This window comes from Secundilactobacillus similis DSM 23365 = JCM 2765 (assembly GCF_001311075.1).
Classification (GTDB): domain Bacteria; phylum Bacillota; class Bacilli; order Lactobacillales; family Lactobacillaceae; genus Secundilactobacillus; species Secundilactobacillus similis.
The window spans coordinates 32,619-53,183 of record NZ_BBAD01000007.1; the positions used below are offsets into that span (position 1 = coordinate 32,619).

General features: G+C 50.2%; 8 protein-coding genes and 2 pseudogenes. 3 read left to right on the forward strand and 7 right to left on the reverse strand.

Annotated features, from left to right (window positions below; genetic code table 11):
• Positions 1–439: 439 nt before the first annotated feature.
• A complete protein-coding gene (locus JCM2765_RS02700; protein WP_054733428.1) occupies positions 440–1,756 on the reverse strand; it encodes an MFS transporter in 1,317 nt (438 codons plus the stop codon).
• A gap of 649 nt (positions 1,757–2,405) precedes the next feature.
• Here JCM2765_RS02700 and ilvD point away from each other — a divergent pair.
• From ilvD to JCM2765_RS02715, 3 genes are all read left to right on the forward strand, one after another.
• Positions 2,406–4,163, forward strand: a complete 1,758-nt coding sequence (ilvD, locus tag JCM2765_RS02705) for a dihydroxy-acid dehydratase (protein WP_054733431.1) — start codon at positions 2,406–2,408, stop codon at positions 4,161–4,163.
• A gap of 22 nt (positions 4,164–4,185) precedes the next feature.
• Positions 4,186–4,527: a metal-sulfur cluster assembly factor gene (locus JCM2765_RS02710; protein WP_054733435.1), complete on the forward strand. Its 342-nt coding sequence runs from the start codon at positions 4,186–4,188 to the stop codon at positions 4,525–4,527.
• Between the two features lie 119 nt (positions 4,528–4,646).
• A complete protein-coding gene (locus JCM2765_RS02715) occupies positions 4,647–5,861 on the forward strand; it encodes a multidrug efflux MFS transporter (RefSeq protein ID WP_225351936.1) in 1,215 nt (404 codons plus the stop codon).
• A gap of 305 nt (positions 5,862–6,166) precedes the next feature.
• Here the strand turns inward: JCM2765_RS02715 and JCM2765_RS02720 are convergent, their stop codons facing one another.
• The 6 genes and pseudogenes from JCM2765_RS02720 to gltB all read right to left on the reverse strand — a co-directional run bounded on the left by JCM2765_RS02720 (position 6,167) and on the right by gltB (position 20,559).
• Positions 6,167–6,637: a hypothetical protein gene (locus JCM2765_RS02720; RefSeq protein ID WP_054733438.1), complete on the reverse strand. Its 471-nt coding sequence runs from the start codon at positions 6,635–6,637 to the stop codon at positions 6,167–6,169.
• Between the two features lie 67 nt (positions 6,638–6,704).
• The gene (locus tag JCM2765_RS02725) at positions 6,705–7,820 is read right to left on the reverse strand and encodes a hypothetical protein (RefSeq protein WP_054733442.1); all 1,116 of its coding nucleotides are present in this window, start codon (positions 7,818–7,820) and stop codon (positions 6,705–6,707) included.
• Positions 7,796–9,868, reverse strand: coding sequence for a hypothetical protein (locus JCM2765_RS02730; RefSeq protein ID WP_054733445.1), 2,073 nt, complete (start codon positions 9,866–9,868; stop codon positions 7,796–7,798). Before JCM2765_RS02730 ends, JCM2765_RS02725 begins: the two co-directional genes overlap by 25 nt.
• Before the next feature lie 222 nt (positions 9,869–10,090).
• Positions 10,091–13,993, reverse strand: coding sequence for an LPXTG cell wall anchor domain-containing protein (locus JCM2765_RS02735; protein WP_054733448.1), 3,903 nt, complete (start codon positions 13,991–13,993; stop codon positions 10,091–10,093).
• A 654-nt stretch (positions 13,994–14,647) separates the two neighbouring features.
• Positions 14,648–16,086: pseudogene (locus JCM2765_RS02740) on the reverse strand (glutamate synthase subunit beta).
• 12 nt (positions 16,087–16,098) lie between these two features.
• Positions 16,099–20,559, reverse strand: a pseudogene (gene gltB / locus JCM2765_RS18965) (glutamate synthase large subunit).
• Between the last annotated feature and the right edge of the window lie 6 nt (positions 20,560–20,565).

A 20,565-nucleotide genomic window follows, 5' to 3' on the forward strand; every position in this document is an offset into this window, starting at 1 on the left:
ACGGTTTGGGAACGGCGTGTAAGGTGACTTTAGTGAAAGCGCCTGGGCTTGGCGGTTTTACTGAAGTTACCTTACACATAGTTCCCAGTTTCGTGGAACTCGTTTCGGCTTGAGGACAGCAATGCACTTAATACCCGTCTGTGAGCGGGTTAGTGCTAGAAAGTAGTGGCATAGGATTATTAGTGAATTTGATAGAGCGCAAATAAAAAAGACGTCATCGTGAAGATCCTTTGTGGGGATTTTCGTGATGACGTCTTTTAGATGGGTTGGATTTTTACTTAGTATTAAGGGTTTGGCTCGATGCTGTCCTCGAGCCTAAACGTGTTCCGAGAGGCAGGGACTTGCACCTAAGGGACTTCCACCACAATCCCCAAAAACCGGGGATTCTGGCGGAAGTCCCTTAGGCTCCAGTCCCTAAACGCCTCTCTCCACACTCTCTCTACTTTGTAAAATCAACCTCCTTAGTCTCCTTAATCGTAACCAAAGAAATCAAGCAAGCCACGGCCATGATACCGAGGTAGGCACCAACTGATTGGATGCCCCAGTTGGTTGAGAGCCAAGTCGCGATGGTTGGGGCGAAGGCTGCACCGACGATGGCGGCAACGTTATATGAGATACCGGCACCTGAGTAACGAACCTTAGTTGAGAAGAGTTCTGGCAACACTGCGCCGACTGGGCCAAAGGCGGTTCCCATCAAGATGAAGCCGATAACGAGAAATGCCATGGCGCCAACGAAGTTTCGTTTACCTTGCAGCAGGTAAGGGAAGGCAACTGAGAAGACGACCAGTAAAGCGGATGCGGTGATCAACACGCGCCGCCGACCTAATTTATCAGCAAATTGAGAGGCAATCACGATCATCACGGCAAAGACGATAACGGCGGCCATCAACATTAACAGGTACTCTCGGTTGGTAAAGCCTAACGTCGTGGTAGCGTAGGTCAATGACCAAGTTGCCAAAGTATAGAACAACGTATAAGTTACTGAAACGATGAAGGTGCCTTGGATCAATTGACGCCAGCTGGTCTTGAAGACCGTTGTTAATGGCGACTTGGTAACGTTGTTTTGTTCTTGTGCTAAACGGAACAGTGGCGTTTCTTGCATCCGTTCCCGGACCCAGAAACCAACGATAACCAGCAAAGCTGAGGCCAAGAATGGGATCCGCCAGCCGAAGCTGATCATTTGAGCAGGGGTCAACGTTGATTCCAAGATGAAGAATAAGCCGTTACTAAGGAAGAAACCTAATGGCGCACCCAATTCTGGGAAGGCACCGTAGAGGGCCCGCTTGTTGGCTGGCGCATTTTCAGTCGCCACCAAAGCGGCACCGGACCATTCACCACCAAGGCCGATCCCTTGGATAAACCGACATGCACACAGTAAAATAACTGAAGTGATGCCTAACGTGGCATATCCTGGCAAAACACCGATCAAAACGGTTGAGCAGCCCATTAATAATAGCGAGACAATTAAAGTGTTTTTACGGCCGATCTTATCACCGAAGTGACCAAAAACCAGTGACCCTAAAGGCCGGGCAACGAAGGCCACCCCGAAGGTCAATAAACTCAGTAACGTGGCAATAACGGGTGTGACTTCAGGGAAGAACACCTTTGGAAAATACGCCGCTGCGGCAGTCCCGTAAGCGTAGAAATCGTAAAATTCGATCGCCGTCCCGATCATTGACGCAAAAATAACGGTTTTAACTGGATCTCGTGTGATGCCCTTCTTAGTGAGGGCACTTGTAGCATCAGTTTCTTGCATAATATCGCCTTCCTGAATAAGTATTTGGGTAATTCAATGACACTATGTGACGTGAAACAAACGACTCCTTCCCGTATCCAAACCGATAACAACAAAAAAGCCAAGAACCATCTGGCCCTTGGCTGTCCAAGCAGGGCCCGCAATTTGCGGGCATTCAAATAATACCCGCAATCTAAATAATAATAATTTGGGCAATCTTCTTAATGATTTGAATGTTTAAAGTTGCTTGGCTCATGGTTGCACCGTCCTTTGAATAACTAGAATGGTTGTAGCTTAACAGACTGAAAATGAAAAGTAAATGAGAAAATGATAAATTCGCTTAGCATTTACCAATGTTTGTGCAAGCCAATCGTAGACTTATCAAAGGATTGACCGGTAATTTCGCTTGTCTGAAAATAAATTGAAAAACTTTTTTTAGTGGCGAATAAGGCCAAAAAGCGTGTGCGCAATAGTCAACCTTAAAGCTATATGTATGAGAAAATGATGTGATAATCAATAAGAAAAACGGCTATTACAGCACGGATACCGGGAAACCACTGGTTGACAAATTAATTTTTGATGATAGTATTTTTAATAATCGGACGTTATCGGGGGCGGTCTAATTTGCTCACTAGCGTTCAAATTAATTGAATATCGGAGGTTAATGTCAATGAGTGATACCTTGAATTTCACCGTTAGCGGTGACGACATGCAAAAGCGCAGTGACGAAATTAAAGTCGGCGTGGATCGTGCACCAGGTCGGAGCCTGCTATACGCTACCGGGATGGTTAAGAATCCCGAAGATATGAAAAAACCGTTTATTGCAATTTGTAACTCCTACATAGAAATTGTTCCAGGACACGTGCACTTAAGAGAATTAGCTGATATTGCGAAGGAAGAGATTCGCAAAGCGGGTGGGATTCCATTCGAATTTAATACGATTGGGGTCGATGACGGGATCGCCATGGGCCACATTGGGATGCGTTACTCACTGCCAAGTCGTGAAATCATTGCCGACTCTGCTGAAACGGTGATCAACGCGCACTGGTTTGATGGTGTGTTATTCATGCCAAACTGTGACAAGATCACCCCAGGGATGATCATGGCGTCATTACGGACCAACGTGCCATGTGCGTTCGTTTCTGGTGGGCCAATGAAGGCCGGCCTTGATCCAAATGGGAAGGCTGCTAACTTGTCCACCGTGTTTGAAGCCGTTGGGGCCTTCAAGGATGGCAAGATGAGCAAGGAAGACTTCTTGGAATTGGAACAAAACGCCTGTCCAAGCTGTGGCTCGTGTGCCGGGATGTACACCGCCAACTCAATGAACTCCTTGATGGAAGCCATCGGGTTAGCCTTACCATACAACGGGACTGCCTTAGCGATTTCTGATGAACGGCGCGAATTAGTTCGCCAAGCTGCCCGCCAAGTCATGACCAACGTTAAGAACGATTTGAAGCCACGTGACATTATCACCAAGGAAGCGCTAGACGACGCCTTTGCTTTGGATATGGCCATGGGTGGTTCAACCAACACTGTTTTGCACGGTCTTGCCATTGCGCACGAAGCTGGCATTGACTACAGCGAAGCTGAAATCAACGAAGTGGCTAAGCGGACACCGCATTTGGCCAAAATTGCGCCATCTTCTGCTTGGAACATGGAAGACGTGCACGCCGCTGGTGGGATTCCTGCCATCATGAACGAACTGATTGAAAACGGCTCATTACATCCAGATCGCATCACTGTGACCGGGAAGACGATCCGCGAAAACGTGGCTGGTGCGCATACGCTGAACCCAGAAGTTATTCGGCCACTGGATAACCCATACTCTAAAGAAGGCGGCTTGTCCGTCCTCTACGGCAACATCGCCAAGGATGGGTCAGTTATCAAGGTTGCCGGGGTTGATCCTGACATCCACAAATTCGTGGGGACGGCTATCTGCTTTGACTCCCATGACGAAGCCGTTGAAGGCATCGATAACGGGTCCGTTAAGGCGGGCAACGTTGTTGTCATCCGCTACGAAGGCCCTAAGGGTGGCCCTGGGATGCCTGAAATGTTGAACCCAACCTCAGACATCATTGGTCGTGGCTTAGGTCGAACCGTTGCGTTGATCACTGATGGCCGGTTCTCCGGTGCCACTCACGGGATCTGTGTTGGTCACGTGTCACCAGAAGCCGCTGCCGGTGGTGAAATTGCCTTGATCCATGACGGTGACAAGATCACCATTGATCTGACGAACCGGACGATGGACGTTGACGTTTCTGAAGCGGAATTTGCTGAACGGCGTAAGTCATTGAAGCCATTCCAGCCTAAGGTGCGCTTCGGTTACCTGGCCCGTTACCAATATCTGGTAACCTCAGCCAACACTGGTGGTGTCATGTTAGGCGCCGACGAGTTGTTTGGCAAAGCCGACGACGAAACCAAGGATTAAACCATGAGGGGCGGTGTTCGCAATGGCGGAAAATGCAACAGCTGAAGCGGCGGACAAAGCCGCTGATTTACAGGACCGCATGATCGATGCGTTGCAGTCGGTGATCGATCCAGAACTAGGCGTTGACTTAGTGAATCTAGGGTTGATCTACGGCATGAGTTTGACCGATGGCGTGGCCACGGTTAGAATGACGTTAACGACCATGGGCTGCCCAATCACTCAAGTGTTATCCAACATGATCGAAAGTGCGCTGGAAAAGCTGCCGGAGATCGAATCAGTTAAAATTGACTTGGAGTGGGAGCCCGCTTGGACCCCGCAACGAATGAGTCGGTATGCGCGGATGGCGCTGGGGTATCATGGGTAGTTGAGAGAAACTGAGTAGAATGGTAACAACATAACAATTGAATTAATCACAAAAGACACACTGTCAAAAAGCATTTCGCCAGTGTGTTTTTTAGTATTACATATGGTAGGTGAGGACAATTGAAACAGCCAAATTGGCAACGCAATCTCTACTTTTTATGGTTTGGTAACTTTATGACGGGGATGGGGTTTTCAATGACGATGCCCTTCCTGTCGCTGTTCGTGGCAACGTTGGGGAACTTTACGCGACCGCAATTAAACCTGTTGAGTGGTTTTGCCTTCGCGATTACCTTCCTCGCCAAAGCCATCGTGTCGCCGTACTGGGGCAAGTTGGCCGATCAATATGGCCGTAAGTTGATGTGTTTGCGCGCTTCGCTGGGGATGGCGTTTACGATCACTGCCTGTGGGTTCGTCCCAAATGTATGGGTTTTGATTGTGCTCCGGGCCATTCAGGGGTGCTTCTCAGGTTATATTAACAACGCGAACGCGATTGTCGCAGCGAGTGTACCCATTGATCATAGTGGGAAGGCGTTGGGAACGTTGGCGACTGGTAACGTGGTCGGCACGCTACTCGGGCCCTTGGCTGGCGGTGTTTTGGCACAGACTTTTGGTTACCGAAGTTCGTTTTACGTCACCGGGGTCATGATGGTGATCGTGTTTGTCACCACGCTGGTATTCGTCCATGAGGACTTCACGCCAGTCGACAAACAAGCAATGGTGCCAACCAAACAGATTTTTCGGGAGTTAAAATACCCGATGTTGATCTGGGGCCTCTTCATCACCACGCTGGTGATTCAAGCGGCCAACATGTCGATCACGCCAATTATCAGTTTGCTGATCAAGGATCTGTTGCATCATGGCGGTCAAGTTGCGATGGTCAGCGGGGTGATCTCATCACTTCCGGGGATCGTGACGTTGGTTGAGTCGCCGTTGTTGGGGGCGTTGAGTGATCGAATCGGACCGGAAAAGGTGCTGGGTGTCGGTTTAGTTGCCGCCATTATCTGTTTTATCCCGATGAGTATGGTGCATAACGTTTGGCAACTGGGTGTTTGGCGCACGTTATTGGGTGTCTCGGATGCGGCGATGTTACCAGCCATTCAAACGTTGATGACCCATTACGTGCCGAAATCGGCATTTGGTCGAATTTTCAGTTACAATCAATCGTTTCAAGCGATGGGCAGTGTCAGCGGGCCAATGTTGGGGTCGGTTGTTGCCAATGCAGTCAGTTATCAAGGGGTGTTTATGATGACCGCCATTTTGGAAACGCTGAATCTGATGTTTTTGGTACCGGCGATGTGGTCGTTGTTTAAGGCTAAGCGGATTGAACAAAATTAAGAGTGAGACAAAACTCGTTTAGGTCCCAGAATATAAGGCAATCGCGGCGTTGACTCTGTTTTGGGGAGTCAACGCCGCGATTGCCTTATATGGCCGGGACCTGAGTTTTGGCGCAGGTTTAGGCTAGATAATAGTCGTAAAATGACATGAAATTTTTAATTGGTTTTGAGTTAAGAAACAACGTTGATACTTACCGATGACAGTTTCAAGCTGTCATCGTAGTTGAACCATCTTAAAAGCGCGTGATTGTCAATTTCGACAGTCACGCGCCTTTACTTTGGGGAAGCAAATTAAGGTGTTACCGATTACTCGTGCCGGCGCCGGTGACCGAGGCCGAACAGACTGAGGAGGGTGGCGAATAACAAGCCAAGTAAACTAGTTGTAGCGGATGTTTGTGTAGCATCATCTGTTTGTGGCAACGTTGCCGAATTGGTGGTCGTTGTCGCGGATGATTGCCGAGGATCATTGGCAGTTGTACTAATCGCCACAGTTGCTGATTGAACGCTGGCAGCGGTCGACGAAGTTGTGTTTGCCGCTTGAGCTGGTTGCGCCTCTTCAACTGTCGTGTTGTCCTGTGCTGCCGGGGTTGTTGGTGTCGCAATCGTGTTGGCTGGGGTTTCATCGGTGATAGTCGGTTCGGTTGGTGTACCAGTTGGTGCCGTTGGCGTAGTAGGTGGCGTAACCGGCGTTGTTGGCTCAGCTGGTCCAACCGGATCCGTTGGTGGTTTGGTATTGTCGTAGTAGTCCTCTGGTGTGACGAAGACCCCTTCAGGCACCTGTGTTTTGACCCAGATGCCGCCACCAGGAATCCCAGCGGTCCCAGGTCGACTTGAAGACCGGCCTTTAAGCCTCGGTTGGGTTCAACCCATTAGCGCTGATACGGTAACTGATATAGGCAGTTTGGCCAAGCATGGCCTTAGCGTCAACTTTGACCGGAATGGCAAGCTGTTGAACGTCGCTAGGAAGGTAATTGTCGCCGTTATAGGTGATTTTAAACCCGATGACTTGGCCGAAGTCAGGCACGTTGGTTGCGGTAACGTACGTGGTTGGATCACTTGCTAGCGCGTATGTTACCGTGGCGGCCTGCCAACCATCAGGTAATGTGATGGCACCGGTCAACGTGACGGGCATCGTGGTTCCCCGGTTAACGTCTGAATCTAAGATAGCCGTGTCGTTCAGTGCTGGTAGCGTCCCGATAATCGTCACATCTTGAAGGGCACCATCGGAGGCTGGTGTCAGGCTTAGACCGAAGTGGGCAGCCTGCCCGGCTTGGACTTTAACTAAAGCGCCAGTGTCACCAGCGAGGTTAGTTGCCGTTGCTGCAGCGTGAATTTGGTGTGAATCAACGGTGGTTGCGAATGACTTGCGGAGTTGGAACAGGGTGGTCGTGGTTGCATCGGCGTCAAGGTCATCGTTATCGGCAACCGCCTGGACGTCAGAGGCGCTCGCTGGGTCAATCGTGCCCGGCGTCACGGTGTCGGCCTCCTTAACGGTTGAATAAAGGGTCGGTGTGATGGTGCCGAGGCTCAAACCAGCATCAATGTTAACGGCCAAATCGAGTTTGTTTTGGTTGGTAGGCGCTAGATTCGTCCGCGTCCAATTGATGGTTAACTGCGTGCTACCGTCAGTTTGAACTGTGGCAGTCACTTCCGGATCATTACCGGTATAAGTAACCCCCGCCGGTAAGATTAGGAGGCTCTTAAGGTCGCTAAATGCCTGTAAGGAGGCCTTATTATTCTCAACCATCACGTGAAGCACATTATCACCAGTTGAGACGAAGCCGTTGGTTTGATTAGCGAAATTCAGGGTTTCGTTCAACACGCGCGGCGTATTTTCAGCTGGTTTAACGATTTCAGCCGTTTTGGGCTGCATGTAGCGGTTGTAGGCTTCTCGATAGTCGCTGGCCGAACCCGGTTCAATTGGTTGGCTACCGTTTACAAGGTGAACTTCTTGGCCCACTTTAACAAGTGGTGTCCGGATGGTGAATCGGGCACTAGACTTTGGACGTAGGCACCGTCCTTGCTGTATAAGATGTCGATCCAGCCCATACTGGTCCAACCGGCTTCTTCAACGGTAAAGTCGTTCGAAACGGTGCCGTAATAGCCGGCTTTAGGTGACATGTTGAAGTCCATGCTGGTACTGAATTTAACGGGAATGTTGGTGTAATCGAATTGTAGTTGGGCCACACCGCGTTCGTTATCGACCAAGGCGTTCATATCGAGAATCGGTGAATCATTGATGGTTTCTTGGGTGTAAACGGGTATTTCTTCAAAGTGAGTTTCATCTTGATAGCGGACGTAGACGTTTAGCTTGGGCGTGATGTTCGGTGCGTAGTAGTTATCCGCCAAGTAGGATTTTAAATGATATATTTTCAAGTCGTTAACGTTCAGGTGAGGGTCAACATTATAGGTCACCGTGTACTTGATGATTGGGTTCATCTTTGATTGAAAGACGCCGTAGAAATTGGCCGGGCCAGTTAAAACCTTGTAGGCCAGGTTGGCATCAGGCGTCACTTGGGGATCAACGTTATCCTTACTACCAGCAAGGTTACCGTTGCCATCAGCTGGCCCCCAACTGTACTGGTAAAGTTGGCTGCCGTCCGTTGGGATGTAAGGTAGTGCGAGGTCCATGGCGGTAGTGATCGTGCTGGCCGCAACGTCGGACATGACGGTTGTGCCATCAATGGTCGTTGCTTGAAGTTGGGAGACGGTGGTCAGTTCAGTTCCCGCAGGCGCATCGGCGTCGATTTTAGCTACTAAGTTAAAGTAGTCTGCAAACAGGTTATCGCTGGCCGCTTGCTGTTCAGCTAACGTTGGCGCTGGAATGGTGAATTCGATAACGGTTTGCCCAGTATTGGGATCAACGCCGTACTTGTAGGTCGCTTTGGATTGCGTGACCGTATCGATTCGGTCAAACGACAGCCCCTTAGGGAGTAAATACACTAAGTCGATCGGCGTATCCGGGTCAAAGTAGGCTTGGCCGAGTAATTGTTTTGGCGCCGAAATACCGATCTGGTAGGCCAGATAGTCACCAGCGATCCCCGTCATTTTGGTTTTGTCGATCGTGCTATTACCATTTTCGTCAATCAATAAGTTGCCATCAGCATCGTGTGGGAGCACGCCAATCAGTTCATTGGTGACGCCGTAAACCGGTTTGGTGGTGATGGTGACGGTTTGGGGACCAGAGGTTGCGAGTTGTTGGTCGCCGTCAAAGTAACTAGCAGCCATTGAGATTTTAGTGCCGTTTAAGATGGGTTGATCATCGGTGGCGAAGTTGTATTTTTTTGAGATCGACAACCCGTTCGTTGGCGTATCGAAATCGTAGATCAGCTGTGTGCCGGTCTCACTGAGGGTGGGTGTGACGCCATCGATGGTGAGGTCGGTATCTGCTGGTAGGGTGAAGTTAGTGGGGAGGTCGATGATGATGTGTTGCTGAGTTGTCGTTTTATCGATTCCCGAAATAGCCAGATTTAAATCAAACGTTGCGGTTTCGCCAGATTGAATTGTGTCGACGGCTGGCGTGAGCTGAAGGTCGGCTTGGACGACGGATGCGTTGACGGCAGCGCGAGCCGTTTTGTAGCTGACGGTTGGTGTCGTCGCTGATTTAACGGCAGACGAAGATGCCTCAGTCGTGGTACTCGACTGGGGTTGATTGGTGTCAGGTGTAGTTGTTGGTTCGGCTGAAGGCACAGTGGTATCGACTACCGATGCTTCATTAGATGGTGTTGTTACGGTTTCAGTTGAGGTCGCTGTTTCACTGCTTGAAGCGGTCGTGGAACGATCGCTAGTCGTAGTTGCGCTTGGTGTTGAATTGGTACTTGAATCGGTCGTGGTTCGCAAAGTTGTTGACCCGGTTAACTGGTTACTAGTTGTAGTTGTTGCGCTGGTGGTTGCAGTGGTGTCATCGGTTACCGTATCGGCACTGGCCTGCTTAGCCCCCACTAAGAACAGACCGCTCAAAACAGCACTCGAAATAAGCAACCGTTTAACAAATCCGGTTGATGTCATATTAAATTCCCCCGTGTAAAAATGCCGCTCCTGAAATTAGATTCCCCAAAGTAATTTCGTGTCATGTATCCGATTACAGAATAGCATATTTCCGGCAAAAACGGGAATCATTTATACAAATTTTTCGTGCATAATCGCTGATTGGTAGGGGCTGTTTGATGAGATCAAAAAAACAACGCCGCTGATTTGATCAACGGCGTTGCATTTGAAACGGTCATTAACTTAATCGTTGCGACGTTTGCGACTTAAGCCCAGACCACCAAGAATGGTAGCGAGTAGTAAGCCAATGAGGCTGGTTGTTGCAGGTGCTTGCTCGTCAGTTTGTGGTAACGTTGCGCTGGCGTTGTTGACGGTCTTAGCGGTAGTGGCATTGGTAGCGGCATTGGTAGCGGTAATTTGAGCTGCATCGTTTGCCGCCTTCGTTGCCGTGGCGTTGCTAGTTTGACTCATCGTGGTTGCCGATGCGTTATCGTTATCAGTTGCCTGAGCTGGGTTACTGTCGTTCTCAGTAGTATCGTTATCGGTTGCGTTATTATCAGTTGGCGTCCCAATGGTATTAGCTGGAGTGCTTGGCTCCGTGGAATCATTGTCGGGTGCATCTGGCGATACTGGCGTTGATGGTGTTGTTACCGGCGTCGTTGGCCCTGTTGGATCCGTTGTTGGGCCGGTCGGGTTATCGGGCGTTTTAGTGTTGTCATAGTAATCGTCAGGAGTAACGAAGACGCCTTCTGGGACCTGCGTTTTGACCCAGATGCCATCGCCTGGAATACCAGGCTTGGTGTAGTCGTAGTAATCGTCAGGTGTGACGAAGACTGGCTCTGGTGTTTTGGTAATGGTTTTAACTTGAATACCGGGGCCTAGTTCACCACTTGGCTGAAGCGCTAAGCCGGCCTTTAAGCCTTCGGTCGTTGCTAACCCGTTGGCGGTTACGGCGTAGCTAATGTAAGCAACTTGGCCGGCTTGGACGTCTTTGGCGACAGTCACTGGGATCCGTAACTGTTGCGCGGCATCGCTATTGAGGAAGCTATCACCAGCGTAAGTGATTTGGAAACCGACCACTTGGCTAAAGTCGGTGTCTGCATCAGCCGCAACGTAGGTCGTTGGATCGTCAGCCAAAGCGTAGGTGACGGTGGCTAAATTCTCCCAGGTCGCTGGCAGTTCAATCGGACCGTTTAAAGTTACTTGGCCAGTGGTCCCACGTGGCGTGGTGGAATCTAAAATCGCTGTATCGCCAGTTTGTGGCATGGTTCCCGTAATGGTGACGTTTTGTAGGGCACCATCGCTGGCTGGTGTCAGGCTGATTCCGAAGCTAGCGTTATTGCCAGCTTGGGCGTTGACTAAATTACCGGTATCGCCAGCCACGTTGGTAGCGGTGGCGGTGACGTGGATTTGGTGGGAGTTTGTGATTGAAGCAACGGCTAAAGTTTGTTGGAGCTTGAAGACTTTGGTGGTGTTTGCATCCTGATCAATGTCTGAGGTATCTTCGACCTCTTGAACATCGGTAGCTAGTGATGGGTCAATCGTTCCTGGTGTTACAGTGTCGGGTTCATTTACCGTTGAATAGATGGCCGGAGTGATACTGGTTAGGTTTAAACCTGCGTCAATATTAACTGCAATATTTAGCTTGTTTTGTTCATTAGGTGCTAAATCAGTTCGATTCCAATTAATGTTCAATTGCGTTGTACCATCAGATTGAGTAGTGGCTGTGATTGCATCATCGTTGCCAACATAATTTACGCCGGCTGGTAGTAAGACCACACTCTTTAAACCACTAAATTCTTGTAAGGAAGCTTGGTTATTTTCGACCATGACTTGAAGCGTGTTTTCGCCAGGGATGACCTGACCGGCTGTTTGGTTGTCGAAAGTCAGCGTCTCATTGAGAACTCGTGGTGTGTTTTCGCTAGGTTTTACAATTTCAGCGGTTTGAGGTTGCATAAATTGGTTGTAACTGGCGGTCGTGTCATAGGTAGGATCGCCTTTTTCAACCAGATTACCAATTTCGTCAGTTAGATGTTCTTCGTAACCAACTCGGCCCACACTACTTGCGGTGAGATAAGCACCATCCTTGCTATAATGAACTTCACTCCAACCACCAAGGACTTGCCATCCTGCAATATCAACCGTGAAATCGTTAGAAACTTGGCCATAATAACCAGCTTTTGGTGACATCCAGAAGTGAGTGTTAGTGTTAAGGCCATTTGGTATTTGAGTATAAACAAATTGTAACTGAGCGACGCCACGAGCGTTATCAATCAGTTGATTCATATCGAGGATGTTAGTGGTAGAAATTTGGCTTAATTCAGGAATAAGTTCGAACTTTTGTTCATCTTGATACCGAACGTAGACGTCTAAAATTGGCGTTTCTGACAAAGGGACATCGTTACCTTTAATAGCTGCCGAAGGTGAAGAAATCATCATTTGATTGACGTTTAAGTGAGAATCTACGTTGTAGGTAGCAACGTATTTAGTGATTGCTCTTGTATCGTCTACACCGGTGTATGAATCTGTGTAAAAAAACATGTCCGCGCCAGTTTGCATTAGAAACTGTAAAGTGGCATTGGGCGTTACTTGTGGATCAGCTCGGTTGGCACCAGGCTCCAGAGTACCTTTACCATCGGCGGGTCCCCAGTTATATTGATAGTAAACTGATCCTTCAACAAGGTTATTGGCGGAGGCGGCACTAAGCGTGGTTGTGATGGTACTTTGAGCGACTTTTGAAGTAACTTGATCTTGGTTGACAGAAGTTGCAGTAATCAATGATTCGGTAGTCAACGCGGTTAATTCAGGTGTGTCAGGATCAATTCTTGCGACTAAATCGAAATAACCAGAAAATAGGTTATCGGTAGCGGCTAATTGAGCCTCCGTGGTCGGCGCATCAATGGTAAAGGTAATCAAAGTTTGGCCTGCGGTGTTTGTTGCTGTTGTGTAAGTAGCCTTAGTGGCAGTTTCGTTATCAACTTTCCAGAAAGTTAACCCCTTAGGCAACAGATAGCTTAAGGTGATGGGTGAGTTTGGATCAAAGTAGGCTTGCCCGAGGATTTTTTTAGGTGCCGAAATACCTACTTGATAAACAACGTAATCGCCAGCAGCACCGGTTAATTTGTCCTTTTCAATTACAACGTTACCGTCAGCATCCAGCAGTACATTGCCATCAGCATCAGATGGTAAGATACCGGCCATTTGATTGGTTACACCGTAGTTCGCTTTAGAGGTAACAGTGACGGTTTGTAGCCCAGAGGTCGCTAACTGAGTTGTATCATCAAAGTAACTGGCTGCCATGCTAATGGTGGTGCCATTGGTAATGGGTTGGTTGCTAGTATCAAAAATGTATTTTTTTGAAATTGAGAGACCGTTAGTTGGTGTGGCAAAATCGTAGATCAGCTGAGTACCGGTCTCGTTTAAAGTTGGTGTGACACCATCAATCGTTAAATCGGTGCCATCGGATAACTGGAAGTTATCTGGTAAGTCGACCACCACGTGTTGTGGGTTAGTGGTCTTATCAATTCCCGAAATTGCCAGCTTTAAATCAAAAGTAGCGGCTTCGCCCGATTGAATCGTGTCGGCTTCAGGCGCTAATTGTAGGTCGGCTTTAACAACGGATGCGCTGACCACCGCGTCCCGAGCCGTTTTATAACTAACGGTTGGCGTGGTGGTTGCTGGCGTTTGTTTCGTCGTAACGGCAGACGAAGATGCCTCAGTCTTGGTGCTCGACTGGGGTTCAGTAGTAGTTGTGTCAGTGGTTGTCGTAGTTGGTGCTGGTGTTTCAGTTGCGTCAATGCTTGAAGGTGAAGCTGCTGTAACCGCAGGATCTGGAGTAGCATCGGTAACTGGAACCGTTGAGTCATCAGGTGTCGTTGTAGTATCCGTATCAGTAGTTGGCGTAGTGGTGCTCTCACTACTGGTGGCCTCGGCTACAACTGCGTCAGTCGAAGAAGCCGGGGTTGCTGTTTTTAAAGTAGTTGACCCCGTTAACTGATTGCTAGCTGTAGTGGTTGCGGTACTAGTGGCCGTAGTTGTGCCTTCGTTAGTGGTATCTGCGCTAGCCTGACTGGTCCCCACCAGAAATAGGCCGCTTAAAACGGCACTCGAGATGAGTAACCGTTTAACAAGTCCGGTTGTTTTCATATTAAATTCCCCCAAAGTAAAATGCCTACCGTGAAATTAAATTCCCCAAAATAATTTCGTGAGTTGTTGCTATTATTATCCGACTGTAGAATAACATATTTCTGGGAATAGTGGGAGAACTTTTTGCAAATTCTGTGATAAAACGAACATTATTTTTTTGATGGGAGCGGGTTTCGGTGGTTAGGGAATAAAAAAGGATCGAACATGGTGGTGTTCGGTCCTTTTTGTTTTTTAGGTTGTGGTTGATGTTGGTTTGGTGCGCTCATGTTCTTGAGCCGAAACGTGTTCCAAGAGGCAGAGAGCTGCACCTAAGGCACTTCCACCACAATTCCCAAAACCCGGGAATTCTGGCGAAAGTACCTTAGGCTCCGCTCTCTAAGCGCCTCTTTCCACACTGTGCGTTGCTGTCCTCGAGCCGAAACGTGTTCCACAAAGCAGAGAGCTGCACATAAGCCACTCCGACCACAAACCCTAAAACCGGGGTTTCTGGCCGGAGTGGCTTATGCTCCAGTCTCTAAACGCTTTGTTCCACACTCTGCATTGCTGTCCTCAAGCCGAAACGTGTTCCACAAAGCAGAGAGCTGCACGTAAGGCAACTTCGGTAAAACCGCCAAACCCGGGCGCTTTCACCGAAGTAACCTTACGCTCCGCTCTCTAAACGCTTTGTTCCACACTCTCTAATACTTCAAACGAAGCATCCACCTTCTCCGCACAACTCCGGCCCTCAAACACGCCCCAGATGACTAGGCTTGGTCCTCGGCGGCAGTCGCCTGCTACGAAGACTTGGCTATCGTTGGTGGTGTAGTTTTTGTTGACCTTGGTAATGCCGAAGTTATCGAACAGCCACTGTTCGGCGCCGGTGAAGCCCATTGCTAAGAGCACTAGGTCGGCCTTGACGCGGCGTTGGCTGCCGTTAACTGGTTTGAAGTGGTCTGTCGTACTGATTTCGACTTCGTTGACCTGACCGTGATCGCCGAAGAAGCCAGTTGCCGTTGCGGTGTATTCGGTGATGTCACCGAACAAGGCGCGGGCTTCCTGTTGGCCGTAGCCGTTCTTTTGAACCATCGGCCATTCTGGCCATTGGTTGGTTGCGGTACGTTCGTGAGGGAGCTCAGGGGCGATTTCTAACTGCGTCACCCCGGCAGCACCTTGACGAATGACCGTTCCGATACAATCGTTCCCGGTGTCGCCACCGCCTAGCACCAGCACGTGTTTGCCTTTCAAGGCATCGGTGGCACTCGTCCCGTTTTCTAGAACGGACTTGGTGGCCAAGGTCAGGTAATCAACGGCTTGGTAGATTCCGCCGAGTTCACGACCCGGCACGTCCAAATCACGCGCTTGCGAGATCCGGTACAGAGCACGATGCGGTCAAATGCTTTGCGGAGTTCAGCGACACTAATGTCCTTGCCGACTTCGGTATTATTGACTAACTTAATGCCAACTTCACGGAGCGCTTGGAACCGCCGTTCGACGATTTTTTTGTCCAACTTCATGTTCGGAATACCGTACATGAGTAGGCCACCAAACCGGTCGTCCCGTTCGAAAATGGTAACGGAATGCCCCAGTTGGTTTAACCGCCAAGCAGCGGCGATTCCGGCAGGGCCACTACCGACCACGGCAATTTTCTTGCCAGTTCGGTGTTGGGGCTTGCCAGAGTCAACGATCCAGCCGTTTTTGAAGGCTTGTTCGATGATGAATTTTTCGTTGTTGCGAATCGTGATACCGGGGCCGTTAAGTGCTTGCACACAGGCGGCTTCACAAGGTGCGGGGCAGACCCGGCCAGTCATATCTGGTAGGTAGTTCGTTCGGGTCAATCGCTCGAACGCTTGGCGATCCCGGTTACGGTAAACTAAGTCGTTCCATTCAGGAATCAGGTTGTCATTGGGGCAACCACTAACTGCCCGACCGCCACCGTAGAAAATACCGTGGTGGCAGAACGGAATCCCGCAGTTCATACAGCGGGCAGCCTGTTCTCGCCGGTCAGCGTCATCAAGATCGAGTTCCATCACGTCAAAATCCTTGATCCGTTGCATGACGGGGCGAACGGGGTTGTTCTTGCGTGAATATTTAATAAAGCCTCTTGGATCTCCCATTGCGCGTTCCTCCTAATCTTGATTGGTTGCGGCGTAGAACGCCTTTTCAATGACTTGTTCTTCGGTGCCGCCATCGGTTGCGAACTTGGCGATCAAGTCGCGCATCCGGTGGAAGTCCCGTGGATAAACCTTAATAAACTTCTGTTGTTCAGTTTCCCAGTTATCTAGGATTTCTTTTGCGAGTGAGGAACTGGTGAAGTAGTAGTGTTTTTCAATCAGTTGTTTGAGTTGACTGTCATCACCAGCTTCGTTGAGATGGTATAAATCAACCAGTTCAGGGTTGCAATGTTGTTTAAAGTCGTTCGCCCAGTCGTAAACGTAGGCGACCCCACCGGACATTCCGGCGGCGAAGTTTCGGCCAGTTTGACCAAGGATAACGGCGGTCCCACCAGTCATGTATTCACAACCGTTGTTGCCGATCCCTTCAACCACGACGTTCGCCCCGGAGTTCCGAACGGCAAACCGTTCGCCGGCACGGCCGTTGAAGTAGGCTTCACCACTAGTGGCACCGAAGCAGGCCACGTTACCGATAATTGGCGCGTGGGCGTACAAATCTTCCGCACCTTCAGGGGAGGCGACAATCAACCGACCACCGGATAAGCCCTTTCCAACATAATCGTTAGCTTCACCGTTGAGTTTGATTTCCAGCCTTGGGTGATGAAGGCGCCGAAACTTTGGCCCGCAGTCCCGGTGTAGTTGAACTTCAACGCACCAGGTTCGAGGCCGTCATTACCGAAGCGCTTGGCGATCCAACCCGCTAAGCGTGTGCCGGCTGACCGGTTCGTATTATTGATCGGTAAGTCAACGGTCGTTGTGCTGCCATTTCTAAGACTGGTTTCACTAACGAGGTTAAGGTCTGGCCAGTTGGATTTGGCCTTAAATGGATCCTTGACCTTGCGATCGATGGTGATGGTCTTGTTGATGATCCGATCGTAGTTAAGTGACTTAGCTTTGCCGGATGGCACGTAGCGTGGGTGTAAATGTTCGCCATGGCCAACCATTTCGTCAACGGTTCGGTACCCCAGTGCGGCCATCTGTTCACGCAGATCCTGTGCTAAGAAGGTCATCATGTTGATGACGTGTTCGGGGCGCCCAGCGTAGAGTTTCCGGAGGTCAGGGTTCTGGGTGGTGATGCCGATTGGGCAGGTGTTCAGGTTGCATTTACGCATCATGACACAGCCAATCGCAACCATGGTCAGGGTGGCGAAGCTAAATTCTTCGGCGCCCAGCATGATGCAACGGCGATGTCGCGACCGGTTAATAACTTCCCATCGACTTCTAGCGTGGTCCGTTGCCGGAGGTGGTTCAAGGCCAACGTTTGGTGCGCGTCAGCTAAGCCCATTTCCCAAGGCAAGCCACAGTCACGAGTTGAGTTTCGTGGTGCGGCACCAGTCCCGCCATCGTAGCCTGCGATGACCACGGTGTTGGCGCCAGCTTTGACCACCCCAGCGGCAATTGTCCCAACACCGGTTGAAGAAACTAACTTGACGTTGATGGTGGCATCGGGGTTGACCTGTTTGAGGTCGTAGATCAATTGCGCCAAGTCTTCAATGGAGTAGATATCATGGTGAGGTGGCGGTGAAATCAATTGCACACCGGCGATGGAGCCCCGGATACTAGCGACCCATGGGTAGGCCTTTCCGGCAGGTAGTTGACCACCTTCACCGGGTTTTGCGCCTTGGGCCATCTTGATTTGCAGTTCGTCAGCACTCATTAAATACTCGGTGTTGACCCCGAAACGAGCGGTGGAAACCTGCTTGATGCGGCTGTTACGGTTAAGTCCATCGGCACCAACCTTAAACCGGCGGCGGTCTTCGCCACCTTCACCGGAGTTGCTGCGGGCACCAAGCTTGTTCATGGCGATCGCAATCGTTTCGTGGGCTTCTTGTGAAAGGGCCCCGAAACTCATGGCGCCAGACTTGAAGCGTTTGACGATCGAACTTACGGGTTCGACTTCACTGATTGGCACGGGTTGGTTCCCATTGCGGTCAATGTCCCACATCGACCGCAACGTAACGGGTTCGCTCAGTGCTTCCTCGTTCATTTGAGCGGCGTACTTTTGGTACTCTTGATAATCGCCCGAACGAACGGCCTTTTGGAACTGGTAGATCGATAGCGGGTTGTACAAGTGGTGTTCGCCGTCTTCCTTAAACTGGAAGCTCCCGCCTGATGGGAGGTCGTCGATGGTGTGTGGATCGTAGGCGGCACGGTATTTAAGTTCATATTCATCTTCAATTTGGTTCAGCGTTAAGCCACCGATCCGGGTTGGGGTGCCGGTGAAATACTGATCGACTACGGCGTCCGAGAGGCCAATGGCTTCGAACAGTTGGGCGCCTTGGTAACCAGCGATGGTGGAGATCCCCATCCGGCTCATGATCTTAATGATCCCCTTAGTAGCTGCGTGACAGTAGTCATCCAGGTGGTCGGCGTAACCACGTTGTGTCAAAGTTGCGAAAGCGCCGTATGGGTGAATGGCGGTGGCACCATAACCAACGAGGCAGGCAAAGTGGTGCAGTTCGCAGGCTTCGGCGGTATCGACCACGAGGGAAGCTGCGGTACCCTTACCTTGGCGGACTAGGTAGTTGTGTAAGCCGGAAACAGCGAGTAACACGGGGATCGTCATTTGATGCGTGGCAACGGGACGGTCAGATAAGACGATGATCGTGGCGCCGTTGTCGATGGCATTTTCAGCCTGTTTGAACAGACTTTCTAAGGCGTGCGCCAACCGGTTAGGGGTTGCCGTCATGTCGTAGGCTAACGATAACTTAGCGACTTTCAGCGCTGGTAGATCCAGACTGAGGATCTTAGCGTAGGCTTGGTCGTTTAAAATCGGTGCGTCGATCTTGAGCTTTTGGCAGTTGGCTGCCGTATCTTCGGTGACGTCGTTGTCACGACCCAAGAAGAGGGTGGTGCTGATGACGATCTTTTCACGCAGTGGTCGATCGGTGGATTGGTCACTTGCGCGAAGGCCTGTTTAAAGTAGGTAAATAGTGATTCAGACTTTTTGCTGAGCACGGCTAATGGTGAGTCAAACCCCATGGCAACGGTAGGTTCACCACCATTTTGGGCCATCGGAATCAATGCGGTTTCGATGACTTCGTGGGTGTAGCCGTTGCGACGCCAGAGGCGCTTAAGGTCAGCATCGCTGATTTCAGGTTCTGGTTTAACGTCGGGTAAATCGTTAAGTGACAACCGATTGGCCGTTAACCATTGCTGATAAGGGTGTTCGGCTGCAAACTGTTGCTTTAATTCACTTGAGTTGTAGATGCGGCCAACGCTGGTGTCAACCAGGAGCATTTCAGCTGGTGCCAAAATCCCCTTCTTTTGAATCTCGGTTGGGGCCACGTCAACGACGCCGGATTCGGAAGCGACGATCAGCTCGTTATCCTTGGTTAAGGTGTAGCGCGATGGCCGTAAGCCGTTTCGGTCAAGGAACGCGCCGACTTGGATGCCATCCGTGAAACAGAGCGCTGCTGGGCCATCCCAAGGGGCCATAAAGGTGGCGTTGTATTCGTCAAATGCTCGTTCATCTTCCGGCATTTCAACACCTTCGCCCCAGGCTTCTGGGACCATCATCATGAGCGCTTTAGGAATCGAACGACCATGGCGGTAGAGGTACTCCATACAGTTTTCCAACTTGGCAGAGTCGGAATCGTCTTCATCGTAAATGTCGATACCATGGCTGGTCATCCAGTTTTCAGCACCCTTCAAGGTGTTGATTTCACCGTTGTGGGCGAGGAACCGGAATGGTTGCGCGCGATCCCAGCTTGGGAAGGTGTTCGTGGAGAACCGGGAGTGGATCAGACAGATGGCACTCTTCATCTCAGGATCGTGAAGGTCGGGGAAGAACAGGCCAACTTGGTAGGCGTGCAGCATCCCCTTATAAACGATCGTTTGACTAGAAAGGGAGCAGACAGCCAGTGATGGGCGGTCAAAGACCTTTTCCAGTTTACGACGAAGGGCGTAGAGCCGGTCTTCAAAGTCGCGGCCTGCGGTAACGTCAGCGGGCCGTTGAATAATCACTTGCGCAAAGCCAGGCATCGCTTTTTGGGCGGCCGGCCCACAGTTTTCGTAAACGAACGGCACGAACCGGGTCCAGAGTACTGGGAAACCAGCGGCATCGATTTGATCGGTCACGGCACGTAACATGGCGTCACGCTTGTCTTCATCGTGAGGCAAGAAGAGTTGGGCTACGGCATAGTCGCCAGCAGCGGGCAACGTTAATGAAACGTTAGCCATTTGTTGCCGGAAAAAAGCATCTGGCATTGCCATGAGAATACCAGCACCGTCACCAGTATCGGGTTCCGCACCGGTACCGCCACGGTGATTCATGCGCTGTAACATCGTGAGCGCTTTTTCAACGAGTTGGTGGCTTGGTCGACCATCAACTTGGGTGATGAACCCCATCCCACAAGCCGCATGTTCAAACTTGGGGGAGTACATTAAGTTTTGATCCTGTGTAAGGTTACGCATCAATTC

Bases quoted from the DNA above. Each gene is read 5' to 3' on its own strand.
- JCM2765_RS02700 (WP_054733428.1), bottom strand. From the start codon at position 1,756: ATGCAAGAAACTGATGCTACAAGTGCCCTCACTAAGAAGGGCATCACA.
- JCM2765_RS02730 (WP_054733445.1), bottom strand. From the start codon at position 9,868: ATGACATCAACCGGATTTGTTAAACGGTTGCTTATTTCGAGTGCTGTT.
- JCM2765_RS02735 (WP_054733448.1), bottom strand. From the start codon at position 13,993: ATGAAAACAACCGGACTTGTTAAACGGTTACTCATCTCGAGTGCCGTT.
- ilvD (WP_054733431.1), top strand. From the start codon at position 2,406: ATGAGTGATACCTTGAATTTCACCGTTAGCGGTGACGACATGCAAAAG.
- JCM2765_RS02710 (WP_054733435.1), top strand. From the start codon at position 4,186: ATGGCGGAAAATGCAACAGCTGAAGCGGCGGACAAAGCCGCTGATTTA.